Consider the following 24,098-nt stretch of genomic DNA (forward strand, 5'->3'; position numbering starts at 1 on the left):
TGTTTACTTTTATTTGATGGCTCATGGTTTCTCTCGATAAGTTATAAATTTTGAACTCGCTAACTAGCGTTATTTACAATTTACTTATATAGTCAACTGATTAGACCATTGGTCTCTTACTAACTTATTAATTAATAAAGGGAAGTTTACGGGGAATGCAACAGCGGGACGATAATCCACTGTATGGGATTTCTATTTTGGTTGTTGAGGATGAAGTTGTTTTTCGTCAGCAGCTGCTTGCCTTTTTAACCCAGCAGGGTGCAATGGTTGGGGTTGTTGAAGATGGTCTACAAGCTTTAGACGCAATTGCTCAGCAGCACTACGATATTATCTTGATGGATCTCATGATGCCCCGTATGAATGGGGTTGAGTTACTGCAGCGCTTAGATAATTACAACGGTAGCGTTGTGGTTATTTCTGGAAAAAGCTCCATGGCCGATTTGCGAAAGGTACTGCAATTGGGAGCCTGTGATTTTCTAGTTAAACCCTTAACTGACTTTAACGAACTTACTCATACCATTCTCTCTAACCTCTCAATGGCTGATGACCATAGTTTGCAAATGGAGTTTGCTGAGTTCGATGAACATAAAGTTCATTTCAAAACCAATGATGCGCAAGCGAGTTTAGTGTTACGAGAGATTTTGCCGGAAGCAACTCAGGAAGTGATTGGTTTTTTCTGCCATTACCGCTTAAAAGGCCAAACCTTATTCCCAATTATTAAACAAATTGATGAAAACCACGTAGGCTTTTTGGTGGTAGATATTTGTTTATTGGGCGATGAGGGCGTAGTCGCTGCCGTTATCATTAATGGCTTTTTCCAAGACATGTGGAATCGCTTTTTAGTCAATGACCCCACAGCGTTACAACCCAGTGAAGCCTTAAGTAACCTAAATCGAATCATTAAAGCAGCAGATTTACGTGCTCCTGTGGCTTGTTTGTACGGTATTATTGAACATGACCAAGTATTGTTTGCCAACGCTGGGCTGTTAGATGCACCAGCGCCGTTTGATACTGCTCACCCCGGTTTAGCCTTGGGCTTGAATGCCGAGGCTCACTATCTGGAGTCGATTAGTAAACTTTCTGATATCGGCTTTAGCTTACGTTTCAAAAACCTCGCAGATGATCGAATAAACCTAAAATTGTTTCCGGTAAGCTAGGGTCAACAAGTTTTAGGTTTATTGGTTTCCTACACGACCAAGTTACTCACCAATTCTACCTCATTTGCATATTTCCTAAGCGTGATTAGCCAGTTTGAGGAATTCGCTTAGAATACAAGGTTATTAAAAGTAGCATAATGTTATAGAGCGGTTACTAGTAGTGGCTAGCTTTATCAGTTAGTCTGAGCTCGTTTTATATTCGATTACGATATAACGAACTAAGAGCTGAAGACTAAATGGAAAATTATAATTTAACTCATCTAAAAGCATTAGAAGCCGAGAGTATCCATATCATTCGCGAAGTAGCGGCTGAATTTGACAACCCGGTAATGCTCTATTCTGTGGGTAAAGACTCCGCGGTAATGCTTCATTTAGCGCGCAAGGCTTTTTACCCAGGAAAAATACCTTTCCCATTGCTGCATGTGGATACCGACTGGAAATTTAAAGAAATGATCCAGTTTCGCGACCACATGGCAAAAAAATATGATTTTGAATTGTTAGTGCATAAAAACCCTGAGGGTATGGAAATGGGCATTGGTCCATTTACGCATGGTAGTGCTGTGCATACCGATGTAATGAAAACTCAAGGTTTGAAGCAAGCCCTCAATAAATACCAGTTTGATGCAGCCTTTGGTGGCGCACGCCGCGATGAAGAGAAATCTCGCGCTAAAGAACGTGTTTATTCATTCCGTGATAAAAACCATCGCTGGGATCCAAAGTCACAACGACCAGAGCTATGGAACACCTATAACTCAAAGGTGAACAAGGGCGAGAGTATTCGCGTATTCCCGCTATCTAACTGGACTGAGCTGGATATCTGGCAATACATCTTTTTAGAAAACATCGATATTGTGCCTCTTTACCTTTCTCAAAAACGTCCCGTTGTAGAGCGTGATGGTACCTTGATTATGGTTGATGATGACCGTATGCCAGTAGAAGAGGGTGAAATACAGCACAAAATGGTGCGTTTCCGTACTTTAGGCTGTTACCCATTAACCGGCGCGGTTGAGTCTGAAGCCACCACTTTGCAAGAAGTTATTCAAGAAATGCTGCTGACCAAAACCTCTGAGCGACAAGGCCGTGTGATTGATCACGATAGTGCCGGCTCAATGGAGAAGAAAAAGATGGAAGGTTACTTTTAACGTAATTGTCTAGTTAACTGTACCAAGTAGCATTTTTGCCAAGCAAATGTTTGGCGTATTTAGAACAGAATTTATGAGCCTAGTAAATAACTAGGAAAGTGAGGGAAACATGTCTCATCAATCAGCACTGATTGCTTCAGATATTGAAGAGTATTTACAGCAGCACGAACAAAAGCAACTACTGCGTTTATTAACTTGCGGTAGCGTAGACGACGGTAAAAGCACCTTAATTGGTCGCTTGTTGCATGATTCAAAGATGATCTTTGAAGACCAACTCGCCACCATTAAAAATGACTCTAAGCGGTTTAATACCACTGATGGTGAGTTTGATTTAGCGCTGTTGGTTGATGGCTTGCAATCTGAGCGAGAGCAGGGCATTACTATCGACGTTGCTTATCGCTATTTCTCGACCGATAAACGCAAGTTTATTATTGCCGACACCCCAGGGCACGAGCAATACACTCGAAACATGGCTACAGGTGCCTCTAACTGTGACTTAGCGATTGTGATGATTGACGCTCGTTACGGTGTGCAGGTTCAAACTCGTCGTCATAGCTTTATTGTTTCAACTCTTGGCATTAAGCAAGTCATTGTAGCTATTAACAAAATGGACTTGGTTGAGTTTTCTGAAGCGCGTTTTGAAGAAATTAAAGCCGAGTATCAAAAGTTTGCTGAGAACCTAAACATAGAACACATTAAGTTCGTGCCTATCTCTGCGCTTAATGGCGATAACGTTGTTGAACGTAGTGAGCAAAGTGCTTGGTATCATGGCGAAACTTTAATGGGCATGTTGGAGTCGGCGCCTATTAGCGCGGGCCAAAACTTCGATGATTTCCGTTTCCCTGTGCAATATGTCAATCGCCCTAATTTAGATTTCCGTGGCTTTTGCGGCACCATTAGTTCTGGTGTGGTTCGTAAGGGTGATGAAGTCACTTCTTTGCCATCAGGTAAAACCTCGAAAATTAAAAGCATTGTTACTTTTGACGGTGAGTTAGAAGAAGCATATGCGCCAATGGCGGTAACGCTTACCCTAGAAGATGAAATTGATGCTAGCCGCGGTAACATGCTGGTGCATAGCAATAATAAACCTTGGGTAGCGAGCAGTGCAGAAGCTACCATAGTGTGGATGGCTGAAGAGCCGCTTATCGCTAACAAACAGTATGATTTTAAACTGGCATCTAAAACAACGTCTGGCTCTGTGGCTAAAATTGAACACCAAATTGACGTAAACACCTTAGATGAACAGGAAGCTGTGCGTTTAGGTTTGAATGAGATTGGTGTATGTCAAATCCAATTCAGCCAACAGGTCGCTTTTGACGCTTACGATGTGGCTAAAGGGACGGGTTCTTTCATTATTATCGACCGTATTTCTAATGTAACTGTGGGTGCGGGTGTAATAAAAGCCAAAGGTAACTTAGAAGAAGCAAGCCAACAGCATGAGTTCTCTGCTTTTGAACTAGAACTTAACGCCTTGGTTCGCAAACACTTCCCACATTGGGATGCTAAAGACTTAAGCGATTTACTTAAGTAATGAGCATTCAGGCAATAATGGTGGCGGTGATTTTCGTTGGCACCATTGCGTCTTTAATACGCTATCAGCAGTACCCCGCTAAAATATTTGGTGGGGTAATGCTATTGCTGTTTGTACTGGACTTAGTCAGTACCGAGCAGCTCCTTGATAGCGTATCTAACCAAGGCTTAATGACCTTGGTACTATTGATGCTGTGTTCTATTGCCTTGGAAAAAACCCGCTTGCTGAGGGTATTGGCCGCATCCATTATTAAGCCTTCACTACGTGTTACTTGGATAAGGCTGTTCTCAACCACAGTGTTGTCATCAGCAGCGCTTAATAATACTGCCGTTGTAGCAACGCTATTAGCCCCTATTCGTAACAACCCTTATCACAGCGCCAGTCGCTTATTGTTACCTTTGTCTTACGCGGCTATCCTGGGTGGCACACTAACGCTAATTGGTACTTCGACGAATCTCATCGTAAATAGTCTGTTAATAGAGAGTACTGGTGAAAGCTTAGGCTTTTTTGATTTTACCTTAATTGGCTTAGTAGCAGTGGTTTTTTGCGGCATCACCTTAGCCTTTTTTTCGCGTTATTTGCCTGACCATAAACGCGAAGAAAATAATTACCATCGTTATTTTATTGACGCAAAAATTCAAGCCGATTCAACACTGATTGGTAAAAGTGTTGAAGAAAACGGCCTACGCCACTTAGAGTCATTATTCTTAGTCGAAATCGTTCGCGATGGAAAACTCATCAGCCCTGTTGCTCCTAGCGAAGTGATGCAACAAAGCGATCGTTTAATCTTTAGTGGCGATGTCACTAAGGTTATGCAGTTAAATCAATTCTCAGGCTTACAAACTTTTGCTGATTCAAACGGCTTACTAGGGTCGAATCTAACTGAAGTGGTTATTCGACCGGAAAGCATGTTAGTAGGCAAAAGTTTAAAGGGTGCAGGGTTTCGAGCTCGGTTTGATGCTGCTGTAGTGGCGATTAAACGCGATGGAGAGCGGGTATCCGGCAAGCTTGGTGAAGCTACGCTTCAAGCGGGTGATTTTTTAGTATTGGCGGTGGGTGGCGATTTTAAATCGAGAACCAATTTAGCGAAGAACTTTATTGTAGTGAGTGGTGTTGAACCTGATACTCGCTTAAATGGGCTTTCTGAAATTATTGCCATTGGTGGTTTTATACTTGCTGTTGGCAGTGCTGCTCTTGGTTTAATTAGTTTGTTTAAAGCTATGGTGCTGTTGCTCGGTGGTTTGATTTTCTTCAGGTGTTTAACGCCTAGCGAATTAGTGAGGCGTTTCCCTAAAGAAATTTGGTTGATAGTCGCCTCAGCCTTGGCGTTATCACAAGCGATGCATAACGCAGGTTTGGTTCAGCTTTTAGAAAGCGCTTTTAATGGTGGTATAGACGGCCAGTGGATCTTTATTAGCTTGTTTATGTTATATCTGCTTACGTGGATATTCACCGAACTGGTGACTAACAACGCAGCGGCTGCTTTGATGTTTCCTGTAGCTTATGGTTTAGCTAATGCCTTAGGCGCTAACCCCATGACCTTTGTAATGACAGTCGCGTTTGCGGCTAGTGCCAGCTTCGTGAGTCCTTACGGCTATCAAACAAATTTGATGGTTTACAACGCAGGGCGCTATAGCCTGCGAGACTTTGTAAAATTAGGTTTTCCTGTAGCTGTTGTATATGGCGCAGTAGTATTAACATTGGTTCCAATGGTCTTTCCATTATAGGCCGTTAGTTATATAGAATTGAGTAGGGTGAACATGGACATCAAAAGTGAAAATGTAGTTTGGCATAACCATAGCGTTAATCGTGAGCTGCGTGTAATGAAAAAAGGCCATAAACCTTGTGTGCTTTGGTTTACTGGCTTAAGTGGCTCTGGCAAATCAACCATTGCTAATGCCGTAGATTATTTGTTGTATCAACGTGGTGTTCATACCTACGTGCTTGATGGTGACAACGTTCGACATGGTCTAAATGGAGACTTAGGTTTCTCTGATACGGACAGGGTTGAAAATATTCGCCGAATTGGTGAAGTGGCTAAGCTCTTTGTTGATGCAGGCCTAGTTGTTTCTACTGCCTTTATTTCCCCTTTTAAGGCTGATCGTAGCTTAGTTCGAAATCAGCTCGATGCCGGTGAGTTCTTCGAAGTATTTATTGATACGCCTTTAGAAGTGTGCGAGCAAAGAGATCCAAAAGGTCTGTACAAAAAAGCGCGCAGTGGCGAAATTAAAAACTTCACCGGTATAAGTTCTACCTACGAAGCACCAGAGCAGGCGGATGTGCATGTAAACACAGATGGCAAGTCTATAGAACAGTGCGCCGAGTATGTTGTTGCCGCATTAGTAAGCGCTGGCATTATTAAAGCCTAAGCTACGGGCTGATTGTAAGGAGCTTCTGTTGAGACATATCGATATATTTAATGGTGATGCGGACGGGATTATCTCTCTGATTCAACTGCGCTTGAATCAGCCTAAAGACAGTATTTTGGTCACTGGAGTTAAACGAGATAATCAGTTGATGAATGACTTCGAGTTTAAAACAGCTGATCAAGTGACCGTATTAGATATATCCATGGAGAAAAATCAAGCTGGCCTAAAGCAAGCTTTAGACCTTGGCGCGCAGGTTGAATATTTCGATCATCACCGTTCTGGAGATATTCCACAGCACGGTAATCTTTTTGCTCAAATAGATACCAGCGCCGACATGTGTACTGCATTGCTGGTGGATGCAAAGCTAAAAGGTAAGTATCGCCATTGGGCTATTGCGGCAGCTTACGGCGATAATTTGATTGCTAAAGCTAATGAGCTTGCCGAGGCAGAGGGCTTAAATAAAGAGCAGCGCAATCAACTAAAAGAACTTGGCGTATTGGTTAACTATAATGGCTATGGTTCAAGTATTGAAGATCTTCACTTTGCGCCGGCGGAGCTGTTTAATCAATTACGTTCATACCACTCTCCATTTGACGTAATAAGTGATCCAAACTCGCCTTTTCGTCAGCTTAAAAAAGCCTATGAACAAGACATGTCTTTAGCTAAGCGTGTCTCTCCTCATTATCAGTCTTCTAGTTTAAAAGTAGTTATTTTACCGAATTCAAGCTGGGCTAGAAGGGTAAGCGGTGTTTTGGGCAATGAACTAGCAAACTCTGACCCATCTAGAGCTCATTTAATATTAACAAAACGCAATAGTGACACTTCAGTGGTTAGCCTGCGGTCTCCAATTACTAAAAAGTATGGCGCTGGTGACATTTGCGCAAAGTACGATACGGGTGGGGGACGCGAATCGTCAGCGGGTATAAATGTCTTCCCATTAGCGTCACTCAATTCACTTGTGTCTGATATAGAGGGTTTCTACTGCGTTAAATAGTTGGATCAAAAGACTAATATTTAACCTGTTGATGCTCTTTATACTTGCTTTGTATCAAATTTAAATCAATTAAACGTACCGCTTCGTAAAACTATACCGTTATGTAATTTATTGTTTTAACAATGAATAATAGTTGAATTATTAGGCTTGATTGAGATTCCATCTAAAGTAACAGCTGCCTTCTTCGGTTTAACGTAATTTTTGCTGTGTTATACTCTCGCCCGGTTATTAGCTGAGTGTAGGGATAAGCTCGTGTTTACGTCGAAACGTATAAAAATTCTATTTTCAATCTTCGCTTTTCTATCTATTAGCACTAGCGCTCAAGCTAATACATATGCTGGAGCCATTTTCTCGTATACCTCCGCAGAATACACCGCTGAAGGCTCTTCTAGTCAAGAAGGCAAGCCGTGGGTCTTGCAAGCTCAAGTCGGCCATTACTTCAACGATTACTTAGCTGTAGAAGGTCGTTACGGTGTATCTACAGGGCGTTCAGGTGGTATATCAATCGACGGGCTGGCCTCACTATTGGTTAAGGGAAACATTCCGTTAACAGAGCAAATAGCTATGTACGGCTTACTGGGCGGCTCAAGCGCTAAACTTGATCAACAGAATGTCGGCTCTAGTACAGAATCTGGGATGAGTTTTGGTTTAGGTGGTCATTATGCCTTGAGTAAAAGTAGCGCCATCACTTTAGAGTATCTGAGTAGTTTGAACAGTGACAATGCAAAAATTGGTGGAGTGAATATGGCTTTTCAATATCGCTTTTAGTCCCTAAGGGCGCACGTGTCTAGCATAAGTGAACAGATAACATACATTTTGTTTATTAATTGGCTTTTAGAAGGTTGAATGCCAAATGTAAGTTTACGTAAAGATGCTATTTGAAGTATTATCGCACTTGTCATTAAGAACGATACAATAATCTAAAATTTTTGCTAAAAGAAAGAGAAGAATTCGGAATGAAATTTGGACTAAGACGTCTCATTGTTGTTTGCTTGTTAGGCTTATCTAATATTGTCGTCGCTATGAACCTTAGCCCAGATCAAATGCAAATGTTGAAGAATCTACCTGCGGACCAACAAGCTGCATTGGCTCGCCAGTATGGCGTAGATATTTCCCAGTTTTCATCTGGTGGCGCTACGCAAAATCAAGCCAATCAAGTGGTTACTCCTCAGCTTCCTCAAAAGCGAGACTTGCAAGCAGAACAACAGGCTCTGGCAGATAAAAATAGTGCTGGAGAAACTAAAGAGTTACAACGCTTTGGTTTAGACGTATTTGCTACCCAGCCTACCACCTTTGCTCCCCTAAACAATATCCCGGTTACCGACAACTATCGGCTTGGCCCTGGTGACTCTCTTAATGTTCAATTATTTGGTAAAGAAAACAGTACATTTGAGTTTAGAGTTAATCGCCATGGCAGCATCAGTTTCCCAGAATTAGGACCTGTTTATGTAGCGGGTTTAACTTTTGATGAAGTAAAAGAATTACTTAGTCAGCAAGTCAAAGAAAAGAAGATTGGCGTTCGTAGCAATATCACTATGGGTGAGCTACGTACCGTTGAAGTATTTGTATTAGGTGATGCTTACCAACCTGGCAAGTATTTAGTGAGTTCTTTGTCTACCATTACCCATGCTCTTTATGCGAGTGGCGGTATTAATCAACAAGGCAGCCTACGTGACATTCGACTGCTACGTGATGGGCAACTGATCAGTCGATTTGATGTTTACGACCTCCTTATAAAAGGTGATACCAGTAACGATTTACAGTTGCGTAACGGCGATGTGATTTTCGTAGGCCCCCTTGGTGATACGGTAAGTGTAGAAGGCGAAGTGGTAAGGCCTGCTATTTACGAGCTTTCTGGTTCTGAAAATGTAGATGGGCTAATCAAGCTAGCCGGTGGTTATACAACTAAAGCTTACAAAAAATCAGCGCGATTTGAGCGTATTACTCACGAAGGTTTAATTGACTTAGTAACTCTTGATTTGAATGCTAAAGCTGATTTATCAAAAAACCTACAAAATGGTGACTTTTTAACGATTGAGCAAGTCGCAAAACGCACTCAAAACTATGTATCCATTAAAGGTAATGTAGCACGCGATGGTCGCTACCAATGGCGTAAAGGACAGCGAATCGCTGACTTGTTTCCTAGTATTCACCGAAGCTTAAATAACAGTAGTGATTTAAATTATAGTTTGGTGATCCGTAAAGCTGATGACCGAACTATTTCTGTACTTCAGGTAAACCTAGAACAAGCAATTACCGAAAAGCATTCAATCGATAATATTTTGTTAAAACCAGAAGATGAGATATTGGTATTTACCAAATATGATTTGGAGCTGTTTAGTGAAGCCTTTCAAATAGGTGCCAAAGAAAAGGATTTACTGAGTGCTGATGCTGCAAGCTTTAATGCAAAAATGGAAAATGCAGAACAGGTAGCTAATCAAACGGTCGGCGGACAGCCAGTCGGCTTCGCTCCAAACCAATCTTTAGCTCAAAGTCAAAACGTTCAACTTCAACAAAATAATCAACAGCAAAGTTCTACTCAGCAGATGCCTGGTGAGCAACCAAGTTCAGTTCAAGGTATGCAATCTAGAAGCAACCAACCAAAGGTTGAAACTGAAATAGAGCGAATTGCCAGAATTACTGATACTTCAGTAGAAGAAATAGAAAAGGTTCTTAATTCTACTCGCGAGAAATTATTAGCTCCTGTACTAATCATGTTGCAAGAACAGTCTAGTGCGAATAGAGAGTTAAATGTTGTAGAAGTGTTTGGTGAAGTTAAATTTCCAGGAATTTATCCCATCACTAATAAAAACACCTTAAAAGATCTTATTGAAGCAGCTGGCGGACTAAAAAATGGCGCTTATGCTCTGCATAGTGAGCTAACTCGAACTATTGTTCATGATGCAAATGCGGATGTCACCTTACTTCGTTTAGACTTAAACGATGTTCTTCAAAATAACCCAGAACAAAATTTGGTACTGCAAGCGAGAGACCGTTTAAATGTGTTGGCTATTCCCAACCTTAGAAAACAGCGTACTATTAGCTTACAAGGGGAGGTTAGATTCCCTGGCACGTATGTGATTAAACGAGGTGAAACACTTGGCGATTTGGTCGAACGTGCTGGTGGCTTAACAGAGTATGCTCACCAAGATGGCGCTGTATTTACCCGCGAAGCCTTGCGTGTACGAGAGCAAAAACAACTCGACTCTTACGCTGAAGGTATTCGCCAAGAGGTGGCTAAGAAAAGTTTGCGTCAAAGCGGGCCGGGTAGTTTTACCTCATCGTCTAGTCCTACTGAGCAGCTTGAGCTAATTCAAGAGATGAGCGGAACACAAGCTCTTGGTCGTATGGTTGTTGACCTACCTTCTATTCTTCTAAATGACTCCTCTAAAGATTTCATGTTAGAAGACCAAGATTTGCTTTACGTACCGCAGTACCGCAACACGGTAACTATAATGGGCGAAGTACAGATTTCTACTTCGTACTTGTTAAACGATGACTATAACTTTAAAGATTATATAAACTTTGCTGGCGGAGCTAAGAAGCAAGCTGACGAAGATCGGGTATTCGTAGTCAGAGCTAATGGTTCTGTCTATAAACCTGAATCTGGGTTTTGGTTCAAAAATAACAAACAGCCTTTAGAGCCTGGTGACACAATCGTGGTACCTATTGATACTGACTACAGAGATGCTTTAAGTACTTGGACTGCAGCTACTCAAATTTTGTATCAAATTGGTGTTGCGTATAACGCTATCCAGAAATAGCGTATTAGCGTGGAGCTATCTTTACATACAGTATTAAACTAACAAATTATTTAGAGACTTATGACTCAACAAGTACAGAAGCAACATCACGCATATCCGCCTACATACTTTGAAGCCCCGGCAGACGATGAAATAGACCTACGTGAGCTATTTTTAGTTATTTGGCGTGGTAAGTGGCTAATTATTGCATGTACTGTCTTGTTCGCTATTGCTGCAGTTTTATACGCAAAAAAACAACCAAATATCTACCAAGCTAACGCATTATTAGCTGCGTCTAACCAAGAGAGTAATAAACTGAGCGGCATGGCTTCTCAATTTGGTGGTTTGGCCTCACTGGCCGGGATTAATCTTGGCGGTGGCGGTGGAACTGATCAAACTACGCTGGCTATCGAGGTATTAAAGTCACGGCAGTTTTTTAGTGAATTTTCAGATAGATACCAAATAAAAGCTGATTTAATGGCAGCGGAAGAATGGAACCCTGTAACTGGAGAGTTGAGTTATCATCCCGAAGTATACGATGCCAGGACAAAGCAATGGCTAAGAGAAGTAAAAGCCTCTAAACAAGCGGAACCCTCAATGCTAGAAAGCCATCAGGTGTTTATTAAGCAAGTATTAAGTATAGCTACCGATAAAGAAACTGGTTTAATCACCTTAGCAGCAGAACACATCTCGCCTATAGTGGCACAGCAGTGGGTAAATTGGCTAATACAAGATATCAATCAGGTTATGAAGCAACGGACGCAACAAGAAACCTCAGCTAATATTAACTACTTAAAAGGGCAGTTGGATAAAACTTCGGTAGCGCAAATGCAAACGGTGTTTTATCAACTGATTGAAGAGCAAACTAAAACTTTAATGCTGGCAGAGGCAAATGAAGATTTTGTATTTAAGGTAGTTGATCCAGCGGTAGTAGCAGAACAAAAAGTAAAACCTAAACGCGCACTTATTTGTATATTAGGTACTTTGTTAGGCGGTATGCTGGGTGTAATGTTGGTACTAGTTCGTCATTTTGTTAAGGGAAATGTCGATGCCTAGTCGTTGTCTTATTCGCTTAAATAGTACTGGTGAGTCGTTATGAGCACCTTTATATTGTCCTTATTAGTTGCTTTTTTAGGCACGTACAGTGCGATTAAAGTGCTAAAGCCAATCGCGATTAAACATGAGTTAGTGGATAAACCTAACGAGAGAAAGTTGCATGTAGGCTCTATTCCTCTTATTGGCGGTTTAGCTGTATATGTAGGCTTTGTACTTTCCTTGCTTGTTATTGCTCAAGGCTATGACATTTCATTCAAGTACTTTTTACTAGCCTCTGGTGGGATACTTCTGGTAGGTATGCTAGATGATAAATACGACCTTAGCGTACGCTTTCGTATGTTTTGCCAAATTGTAGCTGCTAGCGTAATGATGTTTGCCAGCGGTGACCGTATAGAAAACTTAGGTAACTTGTTGGTTATGGGGGATATACACCTTGGTTGGGCTGCAGTTCCCTTTACTTATTTAGCTATTATGGGGGCGATTAATGCTTACAACATGGTAGATGGTATAGATGGTTTAGTTGGCGGCGTCACCTTCACTAGTATGCTTTCATTATCTCTGCTGTTTATATTAGAAGGCTTTGTGCTGGAGTCTTGGATTGCACTTTGTCTTGTTGTTGCACTAATTCCCTACCTTATATTTAATCTGGCTAGAGCAGATAACCCTAAACGCAGCAAAATCTTTATGGGCGACGCAGGCTCTATGTTTGTTGGCTTAAGTGTGGTTTGGTTGTTGGCGATTGGCTCACAAGGTGAAGCACCAGCCTTTAAACCGGTTACTGCATTATGGGTAATTGCTATCCCACTAATGGATATGGCAGGAGTTATGATTCGCCGTAAGCGAAAAGGGCAATCACCCTTTAAGCCTGATAGAGACCATCTCCATCATATTTTTATGCGTGCTGGATTTACCTCTCGACAAACCCTTATTTGCATTACCTTATTAAGCTTTAGCATATCTATGTTGGGGGTGTTACTAAATTGTATGGGTGCACCTGATTGGTTGTCGTTCGGTTTGTTTTTGGTGGTGTTCGCAGGTTATTTAATAGCTTTAAAGCATGTTTGGCGTTTGCTAATTGCCTTTCGACGAGTGAAAGCCTTTAGACGAATGCGACGGGTTAACCAGCTAAAACTGTCTAGTTCTAAGCAAAAAAGTATTTAGAACAAGGCCGTTGAAGATATTAATAAGAGCCTATTGGGACGGGTTTACAAAAGTAAGGTTAACCAGTTAATTACGATGAAATAGCTAAAACTAGTTGTCTCAAAACGAATGAAAAGTGTCTCAGCCTTATAAAATGCTGAGCTAAATGAATAGAAAAAATGAACCAAAAGTAAGTAATGCGCGAGTGCATGTTGCTGTATTTATTCATTACCAAAGCGATTGTGCAAAGGTATATGGAAGTTATTTTTCTTAAAACAACCCAGTGTGTTTGGTCGTAATATCAACGAGCCTACTGCGTAAAATAGTGTAAGACAAAAGTGTAGCGATGCTTGAATTAGACACCTTTAAAACCGTTATACAATCGACACCTTTGGTGTCGATTGACTTTATTGTGCGCAACGCTAGCGGTCAAATATTGTTAGGTAAACGTAACAATCGTCCAGCGAAGGGCTACTGGTTTGTACCGGGTGGCCGGATTTTGAAAGACGAGGCATTCAGTGTTGCTATTGCTAGGTTATTGAACCAAGAATTAGGGCTAGAGGCTAACTCCGCGCAGTTTAAAGGCATTTATCAGCACTTCTACGATGACAACTTTTCTGCAGACGATTTTACGACGCATTACGTGGTGCTTGCATACGAATTACGTGTTGAGCGGGCGTTGCTCGCGCTGCCAGAAGAACAGCACTGCGAATATCAATGGTTTACCGAGGAGGCATTGCTTCTCGACCGTGATGTTCATGAACACTGCAAATGGTATTTCCTAGAAAGAAAGCAGGTAGACGCCAAGTTTATTTAGGGCGCCCTGTGTTTATTGTTTATTTTTTAACTGCTCATATTTGAGGTTGGTATTTTAATGATTACTCCTGTGATTATGGCTGGCGGAACAGGGTCACGTTTGTGGCCGCTAAGTCGCTCTTTGTACCCCAAGCAGTTTCTTGCATTAACATCGAAAAATACGATGTTACAAGAAACCATTAATCGTTTGGAAGGCGTAGCGACTAACGCACCAGTGGTTATTTGTAATGAAGCGCACCGTTTTGTCGTAGCAGAACAATTGCGGGCTATAGACAAAACAGTATCCATTATTCTTGAGCCAGATGGTCGCAATACTGCGCCTGCAGTAGCTATTGCTGCAGAGGCAGCGAAGGGCGAAGACGATCCCTTATTATTAGTATTAGCTGCTGATCATGTTATTCAAGACGCCAGTGTTTTCCAAGAAGCACTAAACAACGCTATCCCCTTAGCCAAAGCAGGTAAGTTAGTGACTTTTGGCATTGTGCCAGATAAAGCTCACACCGGTTATGGCTATATTCAGCGCGGTGAACCCATGGCTGATGGTAGTGGTTATGTAGTAGAGCAGTTCGTTGAAAAGCCTGATTCAGACACAGCCGCTGGATATGTAAATAGTGGAGAGTTCTACTGGAATAGTGGCATGTTTTTATTCAAGGCTAGTCGCTACCTAGAAGAGTTGACTCGGTGTCGGAGCGACATCGCACAGGTGTGCACTCAAGCCATGGCCAACACCACTATCGATCAAGATTTTATTCGTTTGGATGCGGAGGTGTTTGCGCAGTGTCCCGACGAGTCCATTGACTATGCCGTAATGGAACATACCAAAGACGCCGTGGTGGTGCCGCTTGATGCTGGTTGGAATGATATTGGCTCATGGTCGTCTTTATGGGAAGTCAACGCCAAAGACGAAGATGGCAATGTCAGTGTTGGTGACACCATGCTCCATGATACAAGTAATTGCTTAGTGCATGGCGGGGAGCGCCTGATCGCCACGGTTGGCCTCAGTGATGTAGTGGTAATCGATACCAAAGATGCTTTGCTCGTTGCTGATAAGGCTCGAGTGCAAGACGTGAAAAAAATCGTTGAACAACTTAAAGCGGATAAACGCGGCGAATATGAAAATCATCGTGAAGTGTATCGTCCCTGGGGTAAGTATGACTCCATAGGCACTGGTGCCCGCGATCAGGTTAAACGGATCACTGTAAAGCCCGGTGGCAAGTTGTCGATTCAAAAGCATTATCATCGCGCCGAGCATTGGATTGTTGTATCTGGTACAGCGAGTGTGTTGCGAGGTGAAGAAACCCAATTGGTGACTGAAAATCAATCTATTTATATTCCGCTAGGTACAGTACACGCCTTAGAAAATCCCGGAAAAATTCCTTTAGAAATGATTGAAGTACAAACCGGTAGTTACCTTGGCGAAGACGATATTGTTCGCTTTGAAGATAAATACGGCCGAGTATAAGGAGTAAACACGCCAATGGTAGTTAATCTAACCACGAGTAAAGTTATTAAAGACAGCGGCGTTGCCTTTGGTACCAGTGGCGCCAGAGGGTTGGTAACCCAGTTTGTGCCGGATGTATGTGCGGCCTTCAGTCATGCCTTTATTGAAAGTATGCTCGTTAATTTTACTTTTGATACTGTTGCAATTGCGATTGATAACCGTCCTAGTAGTTATGCAATGGCACAAGCCTGCGTCGCAGCGATTAAACAACAAGGTTACCAAGTAGTTTACTACGGTGTGGTGCCTACGCCTGCCTTGGCTTATGTAGCCCAAGAAGACCAAATGCCAGCAATTATGGTTACTGGCAGTCACATTCCTTTTGATAGAAATGGCCTTAAGTTTTATCGGCCAGACGGTGAAATATCCAAAAGTGATGAACAGGCCATTATTAACGCAAGCGTTGGGTTTAAAACGCTTGAAAGTCTGCCTAAGCTTGAAATAAATAACCGCGCTGCAGAAGAATACATCGACCGTTATACCTCACTGTTCGAACACCCTTTTTTAAGCGGTAAGCGTATTGGTATTTATGAGCACTCTAGTGCGGGTAGAGAATTGTATTACCGAATTTTCGAAGCCTTGGGTGCTGAAGTTGTGGCAATTGAGCGAAGTGATAGTTTTGTACCTATTGATACCGAAGCGGTATCACAAGAGGATAAACGTAAAGCCAGGGCCTGGGCAAAGCAGTATAATCTTGACGTGGTGTTCTCTACCGATGGTGATGGTGATAGGCCGCTTGTATCTGATGAGAATGGCGAGTGGTTGCGTGGAGATATCTTAGGTCTTCTTTGTGCTGAAGCGCTCAATGTGAGTGCTTTGGCTATTCCGGTTAGTTGTAACACCGCGATTGAGCTAAGTAACAAGTTTGAATGGGTAAAGCGCACTAAGATTGGCTCTCCTTATGTTATTGCAGAGTTTGCGGAGTTGAACAATGAATACACATCAGTAGCTGGCTTTGAAGCCAATGGTGGCTTTTTACTTGGTAGCGATATTCAGGTGAACGGTAAGGTGTTAAAAGCCCTACCCACTAGAGATGCCGTTCTACCAGCACTTATGTTGTTAGTGGCTGCACAGCGCGCAAACATTAGTACCTTAGTAGAAGAATTACCACAGCGCTTTACTGACAGTGATCGGATCCAAAACTTTGACACGGCAAAAAGCCAACAAATCCTAGCTGATGGGACTAAAGACCCACAATGGTTAATGCAAAGCTTAGGTTTTGGAGATTTGGTTATTGTATCTGTTGATACCACTGATGGCTTGAGAATTGGGCTAGACAATCAACTTTTTGTGCACTTACGACCATCTGGCAATGCTCCAGAGTTACGTTGCTATGCAGAGGCGGCGACAGTTGAACAGGCAATGGAAAACGTTGAAAAAAGCTTAAAGAATATTAGGTCACTTTAAACCTAGTACTTGAACGTTTAATAAAATTGAAATCAAGAATTGGAATACAGTAATGTCAAAAAACAAAGTGGCTTTAATTACCGGTGTGACGGGCCAAGATGGCTCTTATCTTGCTGAGTTACTATTAGAAAAAGGTTATGAAGTACATGGTATTAAACGCCGTGCTTCATCATTAAATACTGACCGAGTAGACCACATTTACCAAGATGTGCATGAATCAAACCCTAAGTTCTTTTTGCACTACGGTGATTTAACCGATTCGTCTAACTTAACCCGTATCATTAAAGACATACAGCCAGACGAAGTTTATAACCTTGCGGCTCAATCGCACGTTGCAGTTTCTTTTGAGTGCCCAGAGTACACAGCAGACGTAGATGCCATGGGCACACTGCGCTTGTTAGAAGCTATTCGCTTTTTAGGCTTAGAAAAGAAAACCAAGTTTTATCAAGCATCTACCTCAGAGCTTTATGGAGAAGTGCAAGAGATCCCACAAAAAGAGACTACGCCATTTCATCCGCGCTCACCTTATGCTGTAGCCAAAATGTACGCTTACTGGATTGTAGTGAACTACCGTGAGTCATACGGGATGTATGCCTGTAATGGTATTTTGTTTAACCACGAATCGCCACGCCGTGGCGAAACCTTTGTAACCCGTAAAATTACTCGCGCGATTGCAAATATTTCGCAAGGTTTAGAGCCCTGCTTATACTTAGGTAATATGGATGCGCTGCGCGATTGGGGACACGCAAAAGACTACGTGCGTATGCAGTGGATGATGTTACAACAAGATCAAGCCGATGACTTTGTAATTGCCACTGGCAAGCAAATTAGCGTGCGTGAGTTCGTTAAGCTTTCTGCTAAAGAAGCGGGTATAGAGCTTGAGTTTTCTGGAGAAGGAATTGATGAAATAGCCACTGTAACTGCTATCACCAGTGACAATGCATCGGCACTTAAAGTCGGGGATGTAATCGTTAAGGTAGACCCACGTTATTTCCGCCCTGCAGAAGTTGAAACCTTGCTAGGCGACCCAAGCAAAGCAAAAGCTAAGTTGGGCTGGGAGCCGCAAATTACAGTAGAAGAAATGTGTGCAGAAATGGTGCAGCATGATTTGAGCAAAGCCAAGCAACACGCTTTGTTAAAGGCTCACGGTCATAATGTTGCTATTGCCGTAGAAAACCAAGGGTAGCAGCCATGGAGCTTAATAGTAGAATTTATGTTGCCGGGCACCGAGGTATGGTTGGCTCAGCTATAGTGCGCCAGTTAAAAGCAAGTGGTTACACCAATATCATTACTCGTACTCGCAACGAGCTTGACTTAACCAATCAGAAAGCAGTGTTCGATTTCTTCAGAACTGAAAACATTGAAAAAGTATACTTGGCCGCGGCTAAAGTGGGGGGCATTGTGGCAAACAATACTTACCCCGCCGATTTCATTTATGAAAACTTAATGATTCAGTGCAATATTATTCATGCGGCGCACTTAGCTGATATTCAGAAACTTTTGTTTTTAGGTTCATCGTGTATTTACCCTAAATTAGCGACGCAGCCTATGGCTGAGTCTGCGTTGTTAACAGGTGAGTTAGAGCCAACCAACGAGCCTTACGCAGTAGCAAAAATTGCTGGCATTAAGTTATGTGAAAGCTATAATCGACAGTTTTGCCGCGATTACCGTAGTGTCATGCCGACGAATTTGTATGGGCCGAATGATAATTTTCACCCTGAAAACAGCCACGTGATTCCTGCGCTAATTAGACGTTTTCACGAAGCAAAGTTGAACGGAGATAAAGAAGTAGTGGCTTGGGGAAGCGGCAAGCCAATGCGCGAGTTTTTATACGTAGATGATATGGCGGATGCTTCCATTCATGTGATGAACTTATCAAATGAAGTGTATAAGGAAAATACACAGCCTATGTTAAGTCATATCAATGTGGGGAGCGGTATCGATTGCACTATTCGTGAATTAGTAGAAACGGTAGCGAAGGTGGTTGGGTTTGAAGGTAGTATTAACTTTGACGTAAGTAAGCCAGACGGAGCTCCGAGGAAATTGATGGAAGTTGCTAGATTGAATGATATGGGGTGGTCTTCAACCGTAGGCTTGGAGAAAGGTCTAAGTTTGGCTTACCAATGGTACCTCAACAATCCGCTTGATTTAAGGGAAGCTTAGAAGGTTTGGAATTGTTAGTGGTAGCGAGAACTTGCCCCATGACTTTGTGGCCTCTTTTAACGTTAGAAGTAGTGATAATTTAAATGCTATATAAAGTAGAAGTACTTCCCGCAGGAATCAGTTATCAGTCTGAGAATAATTTATTAGATGATGCCATTTCGCACTCTATGCCTTTAGAGCACAGTTGTAAAACTGGAGAGTGTGGGGTGTGCAGCGCAAACCTAATATCTGGCACTGTGCAAAATGAACATGGTAATACAGTCACGAAGGGTCAAATACTGACTTGTCAATCTAAAGCTCTATCTGATGTTACTTTAAAGGCAAGTTATTATCCTGAATTAGCTCACTTAAAGGTGCAAACTCTACCGTGTAAGGTTGCCAGTATTGATCATGTAACAGATGACATTATGGTGTTAACTCTGCGCTTTCCTCCTTCAGCAAGTTTTGATTACCTGCCAGGCCAATATATTGAATTGAGTTTTAAAGGTATTAAACGCAGCTATTCTATCGCGAACGCGATAACCGAAAACAAAGAGTTACAACTCCAAATCAGGCAGGTTACAAATGGTAAAATGTCACAGTTACTATTTGATGGCTTAAATGATAATCAGTTAATGCGTTTAGAAGGCCCTAAAGGTACATTTTTCCTACGTGAAAATACCAAGCCGATTATTATGTTGGCAACTGGAACGGGAATAGCACCCATTAAGGCAATGATTGAGCAGCTTGTAAGTAGCGAAGATGCTCGAGAGGTTTACGTATACTGGGGGATGCGATTCAAAGAAGAACTGTATTGCAAAGAATTAGAAGAAATAAGTGCCCGTTACGGGAGCATACACTTTCATCCGGTGTTATCTCGTGAGCAAGATTGGAATGGTGAAAAGGGCTATGTTCAAAATGTTGTGTGTGACCGGTTCCCCTCATTGGAAAATTATGAAATTTATGCATGCGGAGCATTGGAAATGATTGATGACGCCAAGAATAAATTTCTAGAAAGTAACTTGCCAGCGAATGCATTTCATTCAGATGCATTTACCCCGGCAAAAACTAATTAGTTGGAGATAGCAATGAAAGCAGTGATCCTGGCTGGTGGCTTAGGCACTCGGTTAAGTGAAGAAACATCAGTAAAGCCAAAACCGATGGTAGAAATTGGTGGTAAGCCTATTTTGTGGCACATAATGAAGCAGTATTCTGCACATGGTATCAATGATTTTGTTATTTGTTGTGGCTACAAAGGTTACGTTATCAAAGAATATTTTGCTAACTACTTCCTACACATGTCTGATGTAACTTTTGATATGAAGCAAAATGAAATGGTTGTGCACCGCAAACGTGCAGAGCCATGGACAGTGACTTTAGTGGATACTGGCGATAACTCAATGACAGGAGGTCGCTTAGCAAGGGTAGCTGAGCATGTTAAAGATGAAGACGCTTTTTGTTTTACTTATGGTGATGGGGTTGGAGATATGGACATTTCAGCAACTATCGATTTTCATAAAACCCATGGTAAGAAAGCAACCTTAACTGCAACTTACCCTCCCGGCCGTTTTGGCGCTTTAGATATAAGCGGCGGTAAAGTTAACAGTTTTAAAGAAAAGCCCAAAGGCGATGGCGCCATGATTAACGGCGGTTTTTTTGTGTTGTCCCCAGAAGTACTTGATTACATCGATGGCGATGCCTGTGTATGGGAACAGGAACCATTGAACCGCTTAGCCGGTAACGGCGAGTTAATGGCTTATGAGCATCAAGGTTTTTGGCAACCTATGGATACGCTTAGAGACAAGGTTTTGTTAGAAGAGTTGTGGCAAGCCAAAAAGGCTCCGTGGAAAATTTGGAAATAATGTTATGAACCCAATATTCTGGCAAGGGAAAAAAGTATTTGTAACTGGCCATACCGGCTTTAAAGGTGGTTGGTTATGCCTATGGTTACAAGAGATGGGCGCTGTGGTTAAAGGGTACGCATTAGCAGCACCTACCAATCCTAGCTTATTTGAAGAGGCTAGGGTTGCTGAAGGTATGGAATCCGAGGAAGGCGATATACGTGATTTCTCACGGCTGTCGAAATCAATCTTAGATTTTAAACCTGAAATTGTCATCCATATGGCTGCGCAACCATTGGTCCGTTTGTCGTATGAAATCCCCATGGAGACTTATTCAACTAACGTGATGGGAACAGTTCATTTGCTGGAAGCAGTAAGACAAGTAGGCGGCATTAAAGCTGTTGTGAACGTTACTTCAGATAAGTGTTATGAAAACCGTGAATGGGTATGGGGCTATCGAGAAGAAGAAGCGATGGGGGGTTACGACCCATACAGTAACAGTAAAGGCTGCGCCGAATTAGTGGCCTCCTCTTATCGCCTATCTTTTTTTAACAAAGCCAATTACGCAGAACATGGCTGTGCTTTGGCTTCTGCGAGAGCTGGAAATGTCATTGGCGGAGGTGACTGGGCTGATGATCGGCTCATCCCTGATATGCTTAATGCATTCTCTAATAACAAATCTGTAGAAATTCGTAGCCCTTACGCCATTAGACCTTGGCAGCACGTGTTAGAACCGTTGTCGGGTTACTTGAGCATTGCAGAGCACTTATATGAACAGGGCTGTGATTTCGCGGAAGGTTGGAACTTTGGGCCTCGCGATGACGATGCTAAGCCCGTCGACTGGATTGTAAACCAACTGGTTTCTAATTGGGGGGAAGATGCCAGCTGGACCTTGAGTGAAGGTGAGCACCCGCATGAAGCGCATTATCTCAAGTTGGATTGCTCAAAGGCAAAAATGCGACTTGGTTGGCGTGCTGTTTGGGGGCTAGAGTTTACTTTAACCAAAATTGTTGACTGGCAGAAAGCCTGGTTAAACGAAAGTGATATGAAACAATATACAGTTAATGAAATTAAAGAATATATGGCAGCAAGAGCAGGAACTAAATAATGTCTAAAGAACAATTAAGAACTCAAATCGCCGATCTCGTAGAGCAATATGCCGCCTTAGAGTACGCCCCTAAAGCTTTTATAGGAGGGGAGACTGTGGTTCCTCCATCGGGAAAAGTATTGGGTGCTAATGAGTTGAAAATGATGGTAGAAGCTTCATTAGACGGATGGTTAACTACCGGACGCTTTAATGATGCATTTGAAAAACGTTTAGGCGAGTACTTAGGTGTTCCTTACGTGCTAACTACTACGTCTGGCTCTTCGGCTAACTTACTAGCGATGACCGCTTTAACATCTCCCTCGCTAGGTGAGCGCCAATTAAAGCCTGGTGATGAAGTTATTACTGTTGCTGCGGGTTTCCCAACCACGGTTAACCCAGCTATTCAAAACGGTTTAGTGCCTGTGTTTGTAGATGTTGATATTCCAACCTATCAAATTTTGCCAGAGATGATTGAGGCTGCAGTAAGTGATAAAACCAAAGCAATTATGGTAGCTCACACTTTAGGCAACACTTTTGACCTAACAGAGGCGCGTCGAGTGGCGGACAAATATAACCTGTGGTTAATAGAAGACTGCTGTGATGCATTAGGCTCCACTTACGATGGAGAAATGGTTGGGACCTTTGGTGATATTGCCACCGTAAGCTTTTACCCTGCGCACCATATCACAATGGGCGAGGGGGGAGCTGTATTTACCCAAAATAAAGAGCTACGTAAATTAGTGGAATCATTCCGCGATTGGGGGCGCGATTGTTATTGCCCTCCGGGTTGTGATAACACCTGTGGTAAGCGTTTTGACCAGCAGCTAGGCTCGTTACCAGATGGCTACGATCACAAGTACACCTATTCGCACCTAGGTTATAACCTAAAAATTACCGATATGCAGGCCGCTTGTGGTTTAGCGCAAATGGATAGAGTAGAAGAGTTAGTTCAAGCACGTAAAGACAACTACACCTATCTAAAAGACGGCTTAGCGTCGTGCGAAGAGTTTATAATTTTACCTGAAGCTACAGATAAATCAGAACCATCATGGTTTGGATTTCCCATTACTCTTAAGCCTGAAAGCGGTATTGACCGCGTTGATTTACTTAAATTTATGGATCAATTCAAAATTGGTACACGCTTATTGTTTGCCGGTAACCTAACTCGCCAGCCTTACTTTGAGAATGTTGAATACCGTGTTGTGGGTGAGTTAACTAATACAGACATTATAATGAATAATACATTTTGGATTGGTGTTTACCCTGGTCTAAGCTATGAGCATTTAGACTTTGTTATCGAAAAGTTTGAAGAGTTTTTTGGTGTTAATTTTTAGATGTATCTTAATTTCCTTTAGTTGATAAGGTCTTTTGTGATGAGTGTTGCTTTTTATTTAAGTTGTCATGCTGAGGCGAGGCGTAATAAGAACTACAAAGTTGTAAAAGGCGATGCAACTAATGGGAAGTGTTTAGTTTGTTTTTCCAGCAATGCCATATTTTATCCTCACACTGACGAGGGGCTTCGCGATCTATTAGTGAGCGATTATTATGAGTGGGAGAGATTAGTTGATAAAACTAAGTTTGAAAAAATACTATTTTTTCGAGACGTTTACAAGCAATGGTATATAAATGGTATCAGTGAAAGAGTTACTTCTGTTGAAGCTCTAGGTGATCTAATAAAGCATCTTACTTTCGGTTTAGATTCTACCTTTGTCGGTTCTAGTGCAGGAGGTTATGCTGCAGTGATGTTTGGTGATATTTGTAGTGCGAAAAAAATATTTTCTTTTTCCGGACAATTTAACTTAAGTCGAGAAGCATCAATGGAAAAGAATCCAATTCTGGCAAGTTTTTATAATCATAGCTTTGATTATTCAGCTGTAAATAAAGAGGTTTTTTACTTTTACCCTGCTTATAGTGAAGATGATATAATTCAAGCTAAAAGCGTAGAGGGTAATAGCCAAGTTATTGCTGTCAAAGTTAATGACAATCGTCATGGAGTTCCAATCTTGCCTTTTTCTTTAAAAAAAATGTTACTGCTGGAGTTAAAGGATATAAAACGATTGTCGGAGAAAAAACATAGTAAATTATTTATATCTATGAAGTTTATAACCTGGCGGGACTTGTTTACATTTTCCCATAGGCGGATGCAGAAGTTAATTCGAGTTATTAGGGGCTAAT

General features: G+C 42.0%; 20 protein-coding genes. All 20 read left to right on the top strand.

The window, feature by feature from the left end; genetic code table 11:
• Window positions 1-155 precede the first annotated feature (155 nt).
• The gene (locus Q4592_RS14510; protein ID WP_303514342.1) at window positions 156-1,157 is read left to right on the top strand and encodes a response regulator; all 1,002 of its coding nucleotides are present in this window, start codon (window positions 156-158) and stop codon (window positions 1,155-1,157) included.
• A 236-nt stretch (window positions 1,158-1,393) separates the two neighbouring features.
• A complete protein-coding gene (gene cysD / locus Q4592_RS14515; protein WP_137671372.1) occupies window positions 1,394-2,299 on the top strand; it encodes a sulfate adenylyltransferase subunit CysD in 906 nt (301 codons plus the stop codon).
• A gap of 109 nt (window positions 2,300-2,408) precedes the next feature.
• Window positions 2,409-3,830 (top strand): sulfate adenylyltransferase subunit CysN, encoded by a 1,422-nt coding sequence (gene cysN / locus Q4592_RS14520; protein WP_303514345.1) that lies wholly within the window; start codon window positions 2,409-2,411, stop codon window positions 3,828-3,830.
• Complete coding sequence (locus Q4592_RS14525) at window positions 3,830-5,557, top strand: SLC13 family permease (protein ID WP_303514347.1); 1,728 nt, start codon at window positions 3,830-3,832, stop codon at window positions 5,555-5,557. The genes cysN and Q4592_RS14525 overlap by 1 nt, the downstream gene beginning before the upstream one ends.
• A 33-nt stretch (window positions 5,558-5,590) precedes the next feature.
• Window positions 5,591-6,199: an adenylyl-sulfate kinase gene (gene cysC, locus Q4592_RS14530; protein ID WP_303514349.1), complete on the top strand. Its 609-nt coding sequence runs from the start codon at window positions 5,591-5,593 to the stop codon at window positions 6,197-6,199.
• A gap of 28 nt (window positions 6,200-6,227) precedes the next feature.
• Window positions 6,228-7,193: a DHH family phosphoesterase gene (locus Q4592_RS14535; protein ID WP_303514351.1), complete on the top strand. Its 966-nt coding sequence runs from the start codon at window positions 6,228-6,230 to the stop codon at window positions 7,191-7,193.
• Between the two features lie 252 nt (window positions 7,194-7,445).
• Window positions 7,446-7,961, top strand: a complete 516-nt coding sequence (locus Q4592_RS14540; protein WP_303514353.1) for an outer membrane beta-barrel protein — start codon at window positions 7,446-7,448, stop codon at window positions 7,959-7,961.
• A gap of 188 nt (window positions 7,962-8,149) precedes the next feature.
• Entirely contained in the window at window positions 8,150-10,957 is a 2,808-nt protein-coding gene (locus tag Q4592_RS14545) for an SLBB domain-containing protein (RefSeq protein ID WP_303514356.1), read from the top strand.
• Window positions 10,958-11,017: 60 nt separating this feature from the next.
• Window positions 11,018-11,992 carry a Wzz/FepE/Etk N-terminal domain-containing protein gene (locus tag Q4592_RS14550; protein ID WP_303514359.1) on the top strand — a complete coding sequence of 325 codons (975 nt, stop codon included), beginning with the start codon at window positions 11,018-11,020 and terminating at the stop codon, window positions 11,990-11,992.
• Window positions 11,993-12,031: 39 nt separating this feature from the next.
• On the top strand, window positions 12,032-13,153 hold the full coding sequence (gene wecA / locus Q4592_RS14555; RefSeq protein WP_303514361.1) for a UDP-N-acetylglucosamine--undecaprenyl-phosphate N-acetylglucosaminephosphotransferase: 1,122 nt from the start codon (window positions 12,032-12,034) through the stop codon (window positions 13,151-13,153).
• A gap of 325 nt (window positions 13,154-13,478) precedes the next feature.
• A complete protein-coding gene (locus Q4592_RS14560) occupies window positions 13,479-13,949 on the top strand; it encodes a GDP-mannose mannosyl hydrolase (RefSeq protein ID WP_303514363.1) in 471 nt (156 codons plus the stop codon).
• A gap of 57 nt (window positions 13,950-14,006) precedes the next feature.
• Window positions 14,007-15,410, top strand: coding sequence for a mannose-1-phosphate guanylyltransferase/mannose-6-phosphate isomerase (locus Q4592_RS14565; protein ID WP_303514366.1), 1,404 nt, complete (start codon window positions 14,007-14,009; stop codon window positions 15,408-15,410).
• A 15-nt stretch (window positions 15,411-15,425) separates the two neighbouring features.
• Window positions 15,426-16,853, top strand: coding sequence for a phosphomannomutase (locus Q4592_RS14570; RefSeq protein ID WP_303514369.1), 1,428 nt, complete (start codon window positions 15,426-15,428; stop codon window positions 16,851-16,853).
• 52 nt (window positions 16,854-16,905) lie between these two features.
• Window positions 16,906-18,039: a GDP-mannose 4,6-dehydratase gene (gene gmd, locus Q4592_RS14575; protein ID WP_303514386.1), complete on the top strand. Its 1,134-nt coding sequence runs from the start codon at window positions 16,906-16,908 to the stop codon at window positions 18,037-18,039.
• Between the two features lie 5 nt (window positions 18,040-18,044).
• Complete coding sequence (locus tag Q4592_RS14580; protein WP_303514388.1) at window positions 18,045-19,016, top strand: GDP-L-fucose synthase; 972 nt, start codon at window positions 18,045-18,047, stop codon at window positions 19,014-19,016.
• An 83-nt stretch (window positions 19,017-19,099) separates the two neighbouring features.
• Window positions 19,100-20,071, top strand: a complete 972-nt coding sequence (locus tag Q4592_RS14585) for an FAD-binding oxidoreductase (RefSeq protein ID WP_303514390.1) — start codon at window positions 19,100-19,102, stop codon at window positions 20,069-20,071.
• Between the two features lie 12 nt (window positions 20,072-20,083).
• On the top strand, window positions 20,084-20,857 hold the full coding sequence (gene rfbF / locus Q4592_RS14590; RefSeq protein ID WP_303514393.1) for a glucose-1-phosphate cytidylyltransferase: 774 nt from the start codon (window positions 20,084-20,086) through the stop codon (window positions 20,855-20,857).
• 4 nt (window positions 20,858-20,861) lie between these two features.
• Complete coding sequence (gene rfbG / locus Q4592_RS14595; protein ID WP_303514396.1) at window positions 20,862-21,944, top strand: CDP-glucose 4,6-dehydratase; 1,083 nt, start codon at window positions 20,862-20,864, stop codon at window positions 21,942-21,944.
• Complete coding sequence (rfbH, locus tag Q4592_RS14600) at window positions 21,944-23,257, top strand: lipopolysaccharide biosynthesis protein RfbH (RefSeq protein WP_303514399.1); 1,314 nt, start codon at window positions 21,944-21,946, stop codon at window positions 23,255-23,257. The genes rfbG and rfbH overlap by 1 nt, the downstream gene beginning before the upstream one ends.
• A 39-nt stretch (window positions 23,258-23,296) precedes the next feature.
• A complete protein-coding gene (locus Q4592_RS14605) occupies window positions 23,297-24,097 on the top strand; it encodes a hypothetical protein (protein ID WP_303514402.1) in 801 nt (266 codons plus the stop codon).
• Window position 24,098 lies beyond the last annotated feature (1 nt).

The sequence above is a fragment of the Agarivorans sp. 1_MG-2023 genome (assembly GCF_030548385.1).
GTDB lineage: Bacteria > Pseudomonadota > Gammaproteobacteria > Enterobacterales > Celerinatantimonadaceae > Agarivorans.